This window comes from Stenotrophomonas sp. SXG-1 (genome assembly GCF_014083965.1).
In the GTDB taxonomy this organism is placed as follows: Bacteria; Pseudomonadota; Gammaproteobacteria; order Xanthomonadales; family Xanthomonadaceae; genus Stenotrophomonas; species Stenotrophomonas geniculata.
Genome location: NZ_CP046588.1, coordinates 1,121,138 through 1,135,728, shown reverse-complemented (window position 1 = coordinate 1,135,728; position 14,591 = coordinate 1,121,138). Strand labels below are relative to the sequence as shown.

Genomic DNA, 14,591 nt, shown 5'->3' with positions numbered 1-14,591 from the left:
TGCTGTCCTTGGCTGGGCGCGCGGTGGTCAGTTCAACGGGGCGGCCACGGCGGGCAGGCCCATCTGTTTGGTGTAGAGCAGTGAGTAACGGCCTCCCGCGCGCAGCAGATCCTCGTGCGTGCCGGTCTCGGTGATGCGGCCACGTTCGAGGGTCACGATGCGGTTGGCCTGGCGTACCGCCGACAGACGATGCGCGATGATGATCACGGTGCGGCCGGCGGACATCCGCTTGAGGTTGTCCTGGATGACTTCCTCGCTCTCCGCATCCAGCGCCGAGGTCGCCTCGTCGAAGATCAGGATCTTCGGATCGATCGCCAATGCACGCGCGATCGCCAGGCGCTGCCGTTGGCCGCCGGAGAGATTGCCACCACGCTCGTCGATGCGTGTGTCGTAGGCCTCGGGCAGCTCCAGGATGAAATCGTGTGCGCCGGCCAGCTTGGCCACTTCCACCACTCGGCTCATCGGCATCGCCGGGTCTGCCATGGCGATGTTCTCGCGCACGCTGCGGTTGAACAGCAGGTTTTCCTGCAGTACCACACCCACCTGCCGCCGCAGCCACGCCGGGTCCACCATGGACAGATCGACACCATCCACCAGCACACGGCCACGCTCCGGGGTGTGCAGGCGCTGGATCAGCTTGGTCAGGGTCGACTTGCCAGACCCCGAGGGACCGACCACGCCGAGGATCTCACCCGGAGCAATCTCCAGACTGACTGACGACAACACTTCCTGGCCTTCGGGGCGATAGCGGAACGACACATGCTCCAGCGCGATGCGGCCATCCACTGCCGGCAGGCTGGCACGCGAGGGTGAGCTGGCCGGTTCGGTAGGCGAGTTGAGGATGTCGCCCAGCCGCTCCACGGCGATGCGCGCCTGCTGGAAGTCCTGGGCCAGCTGCGCCAGGCGCAGCACCGGCCCGGCAACCTGCCCGGCAAGCATGTTGAACGCCACCAGTTCGCCCACGGTCAGCTTGCCGTCGATCACCAGCCGCGCGCCGAAGAACAGCAGCGCCACCGTGGCCAGCTTGTGGATCAGCTGCACCGCCTGCGAGCCCCAGTTGGCCAGCATGCTGGCGCGGAAGCTGGCCTGGATGTAGCCCGCCAGCTGCTTGTCCCAGCGGTTCTGCGCCTGCGGCTCGACCGCCAGCGCCTTGATGGTCTCCACACCGGTCACTGCTTCGACCAGGAACGACTGGTTTTCGGCGCCGCGCACGAACTTCTCATCCAGCCGACGCCGCAGCATCGGCCCGACCACCATGACCACCACCGCGTACAGCGGCAGCGTGATCAGCACGATCAGCAGCAATGCGGGGCTGTACAGCCACATCACGGCCAGGAACACGATGGCAAAGAACAGATCCAGCACCACCGTCTGCGCTGAGGAGGTGAGGAACTCGCGGATGGTCTCCAGTTCGCGTACGCGCGCCACCGAATCACCCACCCGGCGCGCCTGGAAATAGGCCAATGGCAGATGCGTGAGGTGGGAGAAGAGCTTCGAGCCAAGTTCGGCATCAACGCGGCTGGTGGTGTGCGAGAACAGGTAGGTACGCAGCCCGCCCATCAGCACTTCGAACACCGAAACCACCAGCAGGCCGAGGGCAAGCACTTCCAGCGTGGTGATGCCTTTGTGCACCAGTACCTTGTCGATCACCACCTGGAAGAACAGCGGCGTGATGAGTGCCATCAACTGCAGGAAGAACGAGGCTACCAGCACGTCACGCAGCAGGCGGCGATACTTCACCAAGGCAGGAATGAACCAACCGACATCGAAGCGCCTCGCGGCGCCAGCCACGCTTTCACGCGTGGTCATCAGCAACAGGCGGCCATCGAACTCCTGCGAGAACTCGCCAAGCGACAGCGTGACCGGGCACCCGTCGGCCGCAGCGTCGAAGCACAACACGTTCTCGGCGTCGGCCTTGAGTACGAGCGTGTAGCGCCCGTCGGCCAGGCAGGCGATGGCGGGCAGCGGATGGTCGCGCAGCGCGGTAACCCGAGCCTGTACCACGCGTGCTTTGACGTCCATCCGCTTGGCCAGCCGCAACAGATCCTGTGTATCGATACGGCCCTCGGGGTGGCCCAGCTGGTGCCGGAGCTGGTCGGGGTCGGCAGGCCGATCCAGAAACCCCAACAGGGCGACGAAGCACGCCAGCGCGCCTCCATCGTCCAAGCACAGCGACTCCTGCAGATCGATCCCTGATCCGTTACTGCCCACGTCAACTGCCTTGTTGTCCCCTGGTGCGCGGACTCTAGGGCCATGCCATGGCAGCTGTCCATCTGCTGAATGCGCTTTTGTGCAAATCAGGTCAAAGTGACAAATTGGTCACATTTTTTAACATCAATCCCGTTCATCCAGACAGGAGCGCACCTGCAAGCGGAGGGCCAGCCTCATGGCATCATGATCGCTGCACGTTCCCTATCCGTTCCCATGACGATCAAAGGCAAAGCCACCTCCCTGGACATCGCCCACCTGGCCGGGGTCTCCCAGCCCACCGTGTCGCGGGCCCTGCGGGGCAGCCCGATGGTCAATGCCGAGACCCGCGAGCGCATCCTGCGCATCGCCCGCGAGCTGAACTACAAGGTCGACAAGAACGCCTCCAGCCTGCGCCTGCGCAACGCCGGCACCCTGGCCCTGCTGTTCTTCGAGGACCCGACCAACGACGATTCGCTGATCAACCCGTTCTTCCATTCGATGCTGGGCTCGATCACCCGCGCCTGCGCGCTGCACGGGCAGGACCTGCTGGTCTCGTTCCAGCAACTGTCCACCGACTGGCAGGCCGATTACGAGGACAGCAACAAGGCCGACGGCATCATCCTGCTCGGCTACGGCGACTACCACGAATCGCGCGACCGCCTGCAGCGGCTGGTCGAACAGGGCACGCACTTCGTGCGCTGGGGCGCCGCCCTGCCCGGCCAGCCCGGCGTGTCGATCGGCAGCGACAACTTCCAGGGCGGGCATGACATCACCACCCACCTGCTGCAGCAAGGCTGCCGCCGCATCGCCTTCCTCGGCCATGCCTCCAGCCATTACCCCGAATTCCAGGAGCGCTACCGCGGCCATGTCGCGGCCCTGCAGGACCACGGCCTGGCCGCCGAACCGGCGCTGCAGCACGATGCGATCACCACCGAGGCTTCCGGCCAGGAGGCCTGCCAGGCGCTGCTGGCGCGCGGCGAACCGATCGATGCGATCTGCGCCGCCAGCGACCTGATCGCCATCGGTGCGATGCGCGCCCTGCGCGAGGCCGGGCTACGGGTGCCGCAGGACGTGGCGGTGACCGGTTTCGACGACATCCCGCTGGCGGCCTCGGTATCCCCGGCGCTGACCACGGTGCAGCAGGACACCAAGCAGGCCGGCCAGCTGCTGGTAGAGCGCCTGCTGACGCTGATCGGCCGGCAACCGGTGGAGAGCCAGAGCATCCCGGTGAAGCTGGTGGTGCGGGAATCGTCGCTGCGCCGGTAAGCGCCACCAGACCTCCCGCCACGCCTCAACGTGCGACGGCGGAATTCTCCCCCCATGACCAACGGCGGATGCGCACGGAAGCCGATGCGCGGATAACGCGCAGACATCGCCCATGGAAAGGTGTACGTCGCATGCTGAAGATCGATTCGCTGTCCAAGACTTACGCCAACGGCGTGCATGCCCTCAACAACGTCACCCTGGACATCCCGCGCGGCATGTTCGGCCTGCTCGGTCCGAACGGCGCCGGCAAGTCGTCGCTGATGCGCACGCTGTCCACCCTGCAGGAAGCCGACAGCGGCACGGCCACCCTCACCATTCCAGGCGAGGCGCCGATCGACGTACTGCGCGACAAGGACGCGGTGCGCCGCCGGCTGGGCTACCTGCCGCAGGATTTCGGCGTGTACCCGAAAGTCAGCGCGCTGGACCTGCTGGAACATTTCGCGGTGCTCAAGGGCCTGACCCAACGCGCGCAGCGCCGCGAGGTGGTCGATGGACTGCTGCAGCAGGTGAACCTGTGGGACGCGCGCAAGCGCAAGCTCGGCACCTACTCCGGCGGCATGCGCCAGCGCTTCGGTATCGCCCAGGCGCTGCTGGGTGACCCGCGGCTGGTGATCGTCGACGAGCCCACTGCCGGCCTCGATCCGGAGGAACGCAACCGCTTCCTCAACCTGCTGGCGGCCATCGGCGAGAACGTGGCAGTCATCCTGTCCACCCATATCGTCGAGGACGTGACCGATCTGTGCCCGACGATGGCGATCATGAACAAGGGCCAGGTGCTGCTGACCGGCCGGCCTACCGAGGCCATCGACGCGTTGCAGCACCAGGTCTGGCGCAAGCAGGTCGATCCGTCGGAACTGGCCGACCATGAAGCACGCTACGTGGTGCTGTCCACCCGCCTGGTCGGTGGCCGCCCGGTGATCCACGTGCACAGCGCCAACGACCCCGGCGACGGCTTCGCGGCCGTGGCTCCCGACCTCGAGGACGTGTACTTCCAGCGCCTGCGCCTGCAGGCCCGTGCCCGCGCGGCAGCCTGAGCGGAGCACGCCATGATCTTCAACTTCTTCCGCTTCGAGCTGCGCGAGCAGCTGCGCTCCCCGCTGCTGTGGCTGCTGGCCGGGCTGTTCGCCCTGCTTGCCTTCGCCGCCGCGTCCAGCGACGCGGTGCAGATTGGCGGTGGCGCCGGCAACGTGCACAGCAACGCGCCCACCGTGATCGCACAGATGCTGGGCATCTTCACCCTGCTCGGCATGCTGGTCACCGCGCTGTTCGTCAGCAACGCGCTGTTGCGTGACTTCGAACTGGGCACCGCCGAGCTGATCTTCGCCAGCCCGGTGAAACGCCGCGACTATCTGGCCGGGCGCATCGCCGCCGCCCTGGCGGCAGGCCTGCTGGTCTACGTGCTGATCGCGTTCGGCCTATGGCTGGCACCATTCATGCCGTGGGTCGATCCCGAACGCATGGGCCCGATCAGCTGGCAGGGCTATGCGTGGACGTTCGCAGTCATCGTCATTCCCAACCTGTTGTTCACCACCGCGCTGCTGTCGCTGCTGGCGGCGCTGACCCGCTCGATCCTGTGGGTCTACATCGGCCTGGTGGCCTACCTGGTGCTGTATGGCGCAAGCGCGGCCTTGCTGCGCGACATCGACAACACGTGGATCGCGGTGCTGAGCGAACCGCTGGGCATGCGCGCACTGGGCCGCACGATCCGCTACTGGTCCACCGCCGAGCGCAACAACGGGATTCCCGAGCTGGCCGGTTATCTGCTGGCCAACCGTGTCCTGTGGCTGGCTGTGGCGGCGGCGCTGTTCGCCGCTACCTTCGCGCTGTTCCGCACCGAGCGCAGCGGCAGTGGCCGTCGGCGCTGGGGCCGCAGGCAGGCGCAACCGGTTGCCGATGCCACCGGCATCCGCCCCAGCCGCGCGACACTGCCGCGCGTGGTACCGGCGTTCACCGCCACCACCGCGTGGCAGCAGTTCCTGCGCCAGGTCCGCTTCGATACGCGTGGCGTCCTGCGCAGCGTGCCGTTCATCGTGCTGCTGGTACTGGGCCTGGCCAACTTCCTGCCCAGCGCGCTGTTCCGGCAGACCCTGTACGGCACCTCGATCTGGCCGGTCACCTCGCAGATGATCATGGGCCTGCAGGGGGCCTTCAGCTGGCTGCTGGTGATCATCGTGCTGTTCTTCGCCGGTGAGCTGGTCTGGAAGGAACGCAGCGCGCGCATCAATGAAGTGACCGATGCCATGCCGGTGCCGAACTGGGTGCCGCTGCTGGCCAAGTTCACCGCACTGCTGGCCGTGATCGTCTGTTTCCAGGCCGCCGGCGCGCTGGCGGCGATGGGCGTGCAGCTGGCCAAGGGCTACACGCATCTGGAGCCGCTGCTGTACCTGCGCAGCCTGGCGCTGGATTCGGTGGTCTACATCCTCATGGGGGGCCTGGCGCTGGTGCTGCAGGTGCTCACCAACAACAAGTTCGTCGGTTACGCATTGCTGATCGTGGTGATGATCGGTCAGGGTGTGCTGGGCATGCTCGACTACACGCAGAACCTGTACAACTTCGGCAGCTGGCCCAACGCACCCTATTCGGACATGAACGGCTACGGCCACTTCCTGACCGGGCAGCTGGCATTCCAGGGCTACTGGGCCCTGTTCCTGCTGACCTTGATGTGCCTGGCGTCGGCCTTCTGGGTACGGGGTGTCAGCCAGGGCCTGCGCCAGCGCCTGGCCCTGGCCGGCCGCCGCCTGCGTGGCCCGACCGGTGCCTTCGCCGCAGTGGCCGCCCTGGCCTTTGTCGCCGTGGGCGGCTGGCTGTACTGGAGCACCAACATCCGCAACGAGTTCGTCTCGCCCGACCAGCAGCTGGACCTGCAGGCCCGCTACGAGCGCGAGCTGTCGAAGTACCGCAACCTGCCGCAACCACGCATTGTCGCCGTGGACAACCGCGTGGACCTGTTCCCGGAATCGCAGTCGATGGTGATCGATGCGAATTGGACGATCCGCAATCTCCACGCGCAGCCGATTCCGGAACTGCATGTCTCGATGGGTGATGACAAACAGCTGGTAGCCGCCGATCTTGGCGGACAGACGATGGCCTTCCATGACAAGGACCTGGGGTATCGCATCTACCGGCTGGACAAGCCTCTGCAACCGGGCGAAAGCCGCCGTGTCCATTTCCGGGTGGTGCAGAAACCCAATGGCATCACCGCCGGCCAGGCACCGAGCAACATCGTGGGCAACGGCACATTCTTCAACAGCCGCGTACTGCCGTCGTTCGGCTACAACGAGGGCGCGGAGATCAGCGATCGCAACGAACGCCGCAAGCGCGACCTGGGTGAGCCGCGGCGCATGCCCAAGCTGGAAGACGAAGCCGCGCGTGCCAACACGTACATCTCCAACGACGCCGACTGGCTCGACTTCCGCACCACGATCTGCACGGCACCAGACCAGGTGGCGCTGGCCCCTGGCTATCTGCAGCATGAGAGCACGGTCAATGGCCGGCGCTGCTTCAGCTATGCCATGGACCGGCCGATGCTGAACTTCTACGCCTATCTGTCGGCGCGCTGGGAGGTGCGCAAGGCAAAGTACAAGGACATCCCGATCGAGGTCTACTTCGACCCGGCGCACGGCTACAACGTGGACCGGATGATCGAGGCGGTGCAGAAGTCGCTGGCCTACTACGAAGCGAACTTCACCCCGTACCAGCACCGCCAGGTACGCATCATCGAGTTCCCGGGCTATGCGCGCTTCGCGCAGTCGTTCGCCAACACCATCCCCTACTCCGAGGCCATCGGTTTCATCGCCGACCTGCGTGACCCGGACAAGGTGGACTACGTGTTCTATGTGACCGCGCACGAGATCGCACACCAGTGGTGGGCGCACCAGGTAATCGGTGCCAACGTGCAGGGCGCGACGGTGCTGTCCGAATCGCTGTCGCAGTATTCGGCACTGATGGTGATGGAGCAGGAGTACGGCCGCCAGCACATGCGCCAGTTCCTCAAGCGCGAACTGGACGGCTACCTGTCCGGGCGTGGTGGCGAGGCCATCGAGGAACAGCCGCTGGAACGTGTGGAGAACCAGCAGTACATCCACTACCAGAAGGGTTCGCTGGTGTTCTACCGGCTGCGCGAGGAGATCGGCGAGCAGGCGCTTAACCGGGCATTGAAGCGTTTCCTGCAGGACAAGGGTTACCAGCAACCGCCCTACACCACCTCGCGCGAATTGCTGGCCTACATCCGCGCCGAGACCCCGGCCGACCGCCAGCCGCTGGTTACCGACCTGTTCGAGAAGATCAGTTTCTACGACAACCGGGTGATGGTCGCCAGCGCCCGCCAGCGCGATGACGGCCGCTACGACGTGACCCTGGACCTGCATGCTGCCAAGCAATATGCCGACGGCAAGGGCCAGGAAAGCGACGGGAAGATGGATGACTGGATCGAGATCGGCGTGTTCGCCAACGGGCCTTCAGGCAAGGAACGCGACCAGATAGTGCTGTACCTGCAGCGTCATCACATCACCAGCGCCGATCCGAAGATCACGGTGACCGTGGATGAAAAGCCGGATGAAGCGGGCTTCGATCCGTATAACAAGCTGATCGACCGGGTGAGCGACGACAACCGGCGCAAGGTGACGATGTGAGGCAACGTGGCGCCGGCCTGTGCGCCGGCGCTCCACGCAACACGTGCGGGCTTGGCTCGGCCTTTCTGTTTGGCTTGGCCCTGCTGTAGTGCCGAGCCATGCTCGGCACATTGTCCACGGCAGCCGCGAAAACTCAGTGCACCGCGGCCTTCGGCCCCAACAATGCCAGCAGCACATAGACCACGATCGAGGCGACGGTGCCGAACGCTGCCGGCAACCCGAACGCCCACGCCGAACGGCCCTGCTGGCGCGCCCACTGGGCCAGATGCCAGGCCGCGCCCAGGTTGATCAGCCAGGCAATGACGAACACCGGCCACAGCACCATGCCTACCGCGCGCAGCAGGGGCATGGACACCAGCGCGGCAACGATCGCTGAGATCAGGAAGATCAGTGCGGAGCGGGAATGGCGTGATCGTGCTGGTGAGCCGGCAGGTAGTTCCCTCAATTCCATGGCAGAGCCTCGATCCTGGTGTCAACCAAAGGGGATCACGTACGGCACCCGAAGGGAAGCGTTCTGTAGGGTCGGGCCGTGCTCGACTGATCCGGCATTGCGCGAACGGCAGCCGAGCATGGGCTCGGCTCTACAGGACAATCAGCCTTGGGCGAAGTCCTTCAGGATCTCGCCGACGCCGCTGGGCGAGATCTCGAAGCCCAGCGGAGTGCCTGGGTTGATCACCACGCCGTAGCCCCCCGGCACGCGGCGCAGAACGTCCAGCATCAACCAGCGGATCTGGTGTTGGGCCTGCTGGCTGTAGATGCCCACCCGCGATGGATCGGTGAACACGGCCACGTGCAGGATGCCCTGCTTGTCGAACAGCAGCGGGTCGAAGCCGCTGCCGTCGGGCGTGACCAGGCTGCCGGTCAGCAGCACTACCTCGGAAGCGACGAAGGCCTCCATGAAGGCGCGGATCGGCACCGCCCCGTCCATCGCCGCCTTCAGCAGGGTTTCGATCGGGGTATGCGGGGCGAGGTCGGTCATGGCGGTACGGCAGGGCGTGAGGGGGGCCTATTGTAGGGTCGAGCCTGCTCGACTGCTCGAAGAGCGTGCCAACCGAGGTTGGCACCCACCAGAGCGGTAGCGCCGGGCCATGCCCGGCGGCGCCCTCACCGTCCCAGACGCTGGTCCCGAGCCTGCTGGTCGGCCATCGCCTTGTCCAGCTCGGCCTGCAGCGCAGGCTGCTGCACGGCGGCATCCAGCACGTACACCTTCACGCCATGCGCGGGTACTTCGGCCTCCAGGGAGGCATCCACCTGCAACGAACCGCCGTCCAGCGCATCACGCCAGCGGCCAGCCTGGACGTAACGCGCCACGGTGAACGTCCTGGCGCGGTCGCCCTTGTTCAGCAGCACCAGCGCGGTCTGCGCCACCTCGCCCTGCTGCAGCACACGGAAGAACACCGCCTCATCACCCTGCAGGCGCTCGTTCACCTGCAGGCCGCGCTGCAGCGCCGGGGTGGCTTCACGCAGCTTGGCGATGCGCTGCAGCGGCGCGTAGATGGGGCTCTTCGGCGCAGCATCCACACGTGGCTGGCCGAAGTAGGCGCGGTTGCCGGCATGCTCGGCGCGGCCACGCATGAAACCGATCTCCGAGCCGTAATAGACCACCGGAATGCCGCGCGCGGTGAACAGCCAGTTGTGCGCATCGATGAAGCCGCTGTCGTTGGCCTGCAGCCGCGGCATGTCGTGGTTGTCGTAGAAGCTCATCAGCTCGTACGGGTTGGCGTACGGACCACCGCTCAGGTGCAGCGGCTCGGCCAGCGTTTCAAAGCCCTTGCCGGCGGTGCCGAAGGTCTGTTCCAGTGCACCGCGCAGCGGGAAATCGAGCACGCTGACATTGGCGTTGGCCGGCCAGGTGTGCTCGGCAATGGTCGCCGCGTTGTAGTCGAAGGCTTCGCCAAACATGAACATGCCCGGATGCTCGGCGCGGATGCGCTTGACGAATTCATGCCACCACGGGTGCGGCAGCCAGCCGATGGTGTCGATGCGCAACGCGTCCACGCCCTGCGCGGCCCACTGCAGGTAGGCGCCGACCAGGTAGTCCATCACCGCCGGATTGTCCTGGTTGAAGTCGGACAGCTCGGCCAGATTGCCGTCGAAGATCGAACCGTCCTTGCCGTCGACCGGACCGATGTTGTTGTAGAACGCGTGCAGCGGGTTGTGCTTCGGATCCAGCTTCTGCGGCGGCAGGTTCTGGTGGTCGGCAATCAGCGTTCCGTCCTTGTCGAAGATCTGGCCGAACTGCGGCTGCCGCGTCGGCATGGTCCAGGCCGGCGAGCCGTGGTTGCCCACGATATCCAGTACGACCTTCAAGCCAGCACCGTGCAGGCCCTTGGTCAGTCCGGCGAAGTCCAGGTCCCTGCTGGGCAGGTGCTCATCGAGTTTGTAGAAGTTGATGCCCCAGTACCCGTGGTAGCCGGTCTTGCCGCGGTCGGTCAGCGTGCTGGTGCAGCTGATCGGCTTGCTGCCGGTGAAAGCTTCGTCGGGGTTATCCACGATCGGCGTGATCCACACCGCGCCGAAACCCAGGTTGCGGATGTACTGCGCATTGTCGAGCACGCCACGGAAGTCACCGCCGAGGTAGCCGATATTGCCGTCCACCTTGTCCGGGCACGGCACCGGAATATCGAAGGTGCGGTGCTTGCCACCCTGGTCACGATGGTCGTTGGACGGGTCACCGTTGACGAAGCGGTCGGTGACCACGAAGTACACCGCATCGCTGGCGAACGGCTCGGTGGTGCCCACATAGTCCGGGCGCGGCGCGGCCGCCGCGTGGCCGGCCAGCACCAGGGAAACAGCAACAGCCAACGCAGCACGCATCACACCACCTCCGGACGGGACGGAACCCACAGCACGCACAGACCGGCGACGAACAGGCTGCAGCCGCCCAGCACCAGTACATGCATCGGCTGGCCACCCAGCAACGTACGCAGGGCGAAGCCGAGCGCGCTGGCCGCGACCAGCTGCGGGATCACGATGAAGAAATTGAAGATGCCCATGTACACACCCATCTTCGACGCCGGCACGCTGTCGGACAGCAGTGCATAAGGCAGCGAAAGAATGGACGCCCAGGCGAAGCCGACGCCGACCATCGACAGCAGCAGCCAGTGCGGGTCGCGGATGAACATCAGCGAGACCAGCCCGGCACCGCCCAGCCACAGGTTGAGCAGGTGGCTCCAGCGCAGGCCGATCGCACGCACCATGAGTGGAATCAGCACCGCCGCCAACGCGGCGAAACCGTTATAGGCGCCAAACAGTACGCCCACCCAGTTGGCGCCTTCGTTGTAGGCCGCCGTCTTCGGGTCGTCCGAACCGAAGTGGACACCGGCCACCGCCGCAGTGGTGTAGATCCACATTGCGAACAGCGCGAACCACGAGAAGAACTGCACCCAGGCCAGCCGCCGCATCGTGACCGGCATCGCCCGCAGGTCGCCCACGATGGCGGCCAGCATATGCGTGCCAGGCAGCGCGCGGGCCACGGCCAGCAGCAGGCCGTAGCCGGCACACAGGCCGGCCAGCACGTAAAGCATCCGGTCGCCCTGCCGCCACGCGATCAGCAGCGCCAGCAGCACGCCCAGCCCCAGCCATACGGCCACCTGCGCCCAGGGCGCCGGACCGCTGATCGTCGCCGCTGCGTGATGTGCCGGCGGCTCGGCATCATCGAACCCGGCCAGCTCCGCCGGTGAATATTCGCGGGTGCTGACCACCGTCCAGGTGATCGCCGCCAGCAGCACCACCGCGCCGAAGTAGAACGCATAGCGCACGGTGTCCGGCACTTCACCTGCGGCGGCCGTATTGGCGACGCCGAAGTGGGCCAGGATGAACGGCAGGAAGCTGGCGACGATGGCGCCCACGCCGATGAAGAAGCTCTGCATGGCATAGCCGGTGGGGCGCTGGCGTGGCGCCAGCTGGTCGCCGACGAAGGCGCGGAACGGCTCCATCGATACGTTGATCGAGGCATCCAGCACCCACAGCGTACCGGCGGCGATCCACAGCGTCGGCGAATTCGGCATGACCAGCAGGGCCAGCGTGGTCAGCACCGCACCGATCATGAAGTATGGACGACGGCGCCCCCAGCGGGTCCAGGTGCGGTCGGACAGGTAACCGATCACCGGCTGCACCAGCAGGCCGGTCAGCGGCGCGGCGATCCACAATCCAGGTACCGCGTCGATGTCCGCGCCCAGCGTCTCGAAGATGCGGCTGGCGTTGGCGTTCTGCAGGGCGAATCCGAACTGGATGCCGAGGAAGCCGAAACACATGTTCCAGATCTGCCAGAACGACAGTTGTGGCTTGGCGGGACGATTCATCGTGCGTCCTCTTCCGCCGCCACCTGCGTCACCTTCAACGCTTGCACCTGCGCCTGGTTGAGCACGCCGTCGCGCCCGCCCTTTCCGCCGGTGTAGTGCGCGAAATGCTGCAGCGCGCTCATGTTGAAGCCTTCTTCAAGCGCGACCGTGCACGGCCCCTTGGGCACAGCGAACGTTGCCGAGGTCGAGTCCTGCACGGCCACGCTGTGCGGCATCGCAACCGTATGCCGCTGCAATGGCTGGCCCGGGCACTGCAGTGCCAGCTGCTTGACCGCAGCCGTGACGCCGGTGTTGATCGGCCCGTTCGGGTTGCGGTACTGCAGGCGCAGGCGCACCTGCCCGGCCTTGGCCGAGGTGAACTGCCAGCGATCCTCGCCCTTCAGCACCTGCTGCGGACCGACGCAGAGCATCGGGCTGTGCAGCGATTCCAACGTGCCTTCGCGCCGGGTCAGGCTGAGGCAATGCTGCAGGCCATCGTCGCTGATGCGCGCCACGCCGTTGCTGTCGGTGACCGCCTTGCCGTCCTTCCACAGCACCTGATCGGCTGCCACCGCAACGTTCCAGCCCGCGCCCTTGCGCAGGGCCTGCGGCGCCGCCGGTGTTGCCGGCGCACGCGCGTTGGCATCCGCAGTCGTGGCAGCGAAACCGGTTGCTGCCGGGGCGGCGACCAGCTGCACCGTCGTGGTGCTGCCACGCGTGGTGGTTCTGCCGGCCACCAGCAGGCCATCGCCCACGTTCTGCGGGCGCTCCAGCACATAGCGCTTGCCGTTGGCTTCCAACGTGATACGGGGATGCGTGCCGAACAGTTCTGGCACCAGCACGGCCGGCAGCTTGGGCTGCACGCGGCCATCGTCCTGCACGCCGAACACGCCTTCGGTGACCATGGCCAGATAGCCGGCCACCGACCACAGCTGGCGCTCGGAATTGACCACCGGCCCGCTCAGCGCGCCTTCGTCCACATGCACGGCCTGGCTGACAAGCTCGTAGTTTTCCATGTTGGAACCGGCCAGCGCGGCGCCGCGCATCAGCGAACGGATCTCGGCGGCAATGCGCGGGACATCATCCAGCTGGCGCGCCGCGCGCAGCGAATAGGCGCTGACGAACGGCCAGATGGCGCGGTTGTGATAGATCGGCTGCTGCCCTTCCTGCGGCCAGACCACCGGACTGCCGGCCGGCCCGATCGGGTACGCCGCCAGCGCACGGCGCGCACGCCCGGTCGGCAGCACGTCGGCCAGGATACCCAGCGACAGGCCCAGCAGATCGACCTTGGCGTACGGCACCGGGTGCGCCGCTTCGCCGATGTAGCTCATGTACTGGCCCATGTCCTCCCGCCAGAAGCGCGCATCGACCTGCTGCGCCAACGCATCGGCCCACGCCTTGTACTCGTCCGCGCGGGCATCGCCGCGCTTGCCGGCCAGGCGTTCGGCCAGGCGCAGCGCCTGGTAGTGCAGCACGTTGGTGGACAGCGCGTAGGAATCACCGATGAAGCGCACGTCCTCGCGGGTCCAGTCCGGATAGGTCTGCTCGCGCCAGTCCAGGAACGAGGTCTCGCCGCGGTACAGGCCCACCTGCGCGTCGAACACCATCGCGCGGTCCTGTGCCAGCGTGCCCTGCAGCGCCTGCCAGACCTGATCGGCAAACGCCGGATCATCCAGCAGGTGGCGCGCGGCCAGGAACCACACCACGCGGTCGCTGCTGATCGGCCAGCTGCCGCCGGACCCGGTGTCCTGCGCCACGAACAGGCCGGGCGTGTGCCCGTCGCGCGCCGCCGACAGCTTGAACTGCAGCGACTGCCGGGTGCGCTGCGGGTCCAGCCGCGCCAACGCCAGATCGGCGGCGAAGCTGACATCGCGGGTCCACACATAGGGCCAGCGCGCGCCGGTCTGGAAGCACTCGCACGGCACCGGCCGGCCTTCGTCGAACGCGGGATCGCGAATCGCGTCCACACGGTCCTGGTCCATCTCCTGCTGGGCCAGCGCGAACAACGCGTCGAACATCACGCTACCGGTCTGGCTGCGCATCGGCATGGGCGCGATACGCACCTCACCTTTCGGCGCATGCAGTACGAAGCTGCCGTTGGCAGCGGCTTCGGCACGCGCATGGCGGCCGTCGAATTGCAGGTCGGCCGCCTGCGCGGTCGATCCCAGCGCTGCCCCCAGGGCAGCGGTCAGGCAAATGATCTTCAGCATCGAAGCGGCGG

Annotated in this window: 9 protein-coding genes; 3 read left to right on the top strand and 6 right to left on the bottom strand. The window is 66.3% G+C overall.

Annotated elements, in window-relative coordinates; all coding sequences use genetic code 11:
- Positions 1–27 precede the first annotated feature (27 nt).
- Positions 28–2,166, bottom strand: a complete 2,139-nt coding sequence (locus tag GOC52_RS05185; RefSeq protein WP_235303972.1) for a type I secretion system permease/ATPase — start codon at positions 2,164–2,166, stop codon at positions 28–30.
- 258 nt (positions 2,167–2,424) lie between these two features.
- On the opposite strand from GOC52_RS05185, the gene GOC52_RS05180 reads away from it, so the two are divergent.
- From GOC52_RS05180 to GOC52_RS05170, 3 genes are all read left to right on the top strand, one after another.
- On the top strand, positions 2,425–3,456 hold the full coding sequence (locus GOC52_RS05180) for a LacI family DNA-binding transcriptional regulator (RefSeq protein ID WP_191850814.1): 1,032 nt from the start codon (positions 2,425–2,427) through the stop codon (positions 3,454–3,456).
- Between the two features lie 131 nt (positions 3,457–3,587).
- Positions 3,588–4,490: an ABC transporter ATP-binding protein gene (locus GOC52_RS05175; RefSeq protein WP_010483501.1), complete on the top strand. Its 903-nt coding sequence runs from the start codon at positions 3,588–3,590 to the stop codon at positions 4,488–4,490.
- Positions 4,491–4,502: 12 nt separating this feature from the next.
- A complete protein-coding gene (locus GOC52_RS05170; protein WP_191850812.1) occupies positions 4,503–8,087 on the top strand; it encodes an ABC transporter permease/M1 family aminopeptidase in 3,585 nt (1,194 codons plus the stop codon).
- Between the two features lie 133 nt (positions 8,088–8,220).
- On the opposite strand, the gene GOC52_RS05165 is transcribed toward GOC52_RS05170, so the two are convergent.
- The 5 genes from GOC52_RS05165 to GOC52_RS05145 all read right to left on the bottom strand — a co-directional run bounded on the left by GOC52_RS05165 (position 8,221) and on the right by GOC52_RS05145 (position 14,580).
- Positions 8,221–8,538 carry a hypothetical protein gene (locus tag GOC52_RS05165; protein WP_010483505.1) on the bottom strand — a complete coding sequence of 106 codons (318 nt, stop codon included), beginning with the start codon at positions 8,536–8,538 and terminating at the stop codon, positions 8,221–8,223.
- Between the two features lie 141 nt (positions 8,539–8,679).
- Complete coding sequence (locus tag GOC52_RS05160) at positions 8,680–9,066, bottom strand: SseB family protein (RefSeq protein ID WP_191850810.1); 387 nt, start codon at positions 9,064–9,066, stop codon at positions 8,680–8,682.
- A gap of 125 nt (positions 9,067–9,191) precedes the next feature.
- Positions 9,192–10,904 carry an alpha-amylase family glycosyl hydrolase gene (locus GOC52_RS05155; RefSeq protein WP_191850807.1) on the bottom strand — a complete coding sequence of 571 codons (1,713 nt, stop codon included), beginning with the start codon at positions 10,902–10,904 and terminating at the stop codon, positions 9,192–9,194.
- Complete coding sequence (locus GOC52_RS05150) at positions 10,904–12,391, bottom strand: MFS transporter (RefSeq protein ID WP_191850805.1); 1,488 nt, start codon at positions 12,389–12,391, stop codon at positions 10,904–10,906. The genes GOC52_RS05155 and GOC52_RS05150 overlap by 1 nt, the downstream gene beginning before the upstream one ends.
- Positions 12,388–14,580 carry a glucosidase family protein gene (locus tag GOC52_RS05145; protein ID WP_191850803.1) on the bottom strand — a complete coding sequence of 731 codons (2,193 nt, stop codon included), beginning with the start codon at positions 14,578–14,580 and terminating at the stop codon, positions 12,388–12,390. The genes GOC52_RS05150 and GOC52_RS05145 overlap by 4 nt, the downstream gene beginning before the upstream one ends.
- Positions 14,581–14,591 lie beyond the last annotated feature (11 nt).

Excerpts from the sequence above, each read along its gene's own strand:
- GOC52_RS05150 (WP_191850805.1), bottom strand. The coding sequence starts at position 12,391 with ATGAATCGTCCCGCCAAGCCACAACTGTCGTTCTGGCAGATCTGGAAC.
- GOC52_RS05170 (WP_191850812.1), top strand. The coding sequence starts at position 4,503 with ATGATCTTCAACTTCTTCCGCTTCGAGCTGCGCGAGCAGCTGCGCTCC.
- GOC52_RS05145 (WP_191850803.1), bottom strand. The coding sequence starts at position 14,580 with ATGCTGAAGATCATTTGCCTGACCGCTGCCCTGGGGGCAGCGCTGGGA.
- GOC52_RS05160 (WP_191850810.1), bottom strand. The coding sequence starts at position 9,066 with ATGACCGACCTCGCCCCGCATACCCCGATCGAAACCCTGCTGAAGGCG.
- GOC52_RS05155 (WP_191850807.1), bottom strand. The coding sequence starts at position 10,904 with ATGCGTGCTGCGTTGGCTGTTGCTGTTTCCCTGGTGCTGGCCGGCCAC.
- GOC52_RS05180 (WP_191850814.1), top strand. The coding sequence starts at position 2,425 with ATGACGATCAAAGGCAAAGCCACCTCCCTGGACATCGCCCACCTGGCC.
- GOC52_RS05175 (WP_010483501.1), top strand. The coding sequence starts at position 3,588 with ATGCTGAAGATCGATTCGCTGTCCAAGACTTACGCCAACGGCGTGCAT.
- GOC52_RS05165 (WP_010483505.1), bottom strand. The coding sequence starts at position 8,538 with ATGGAATTGAGGGAACTACCTGCCGGCTCACCAGCACGATCACGCCAT.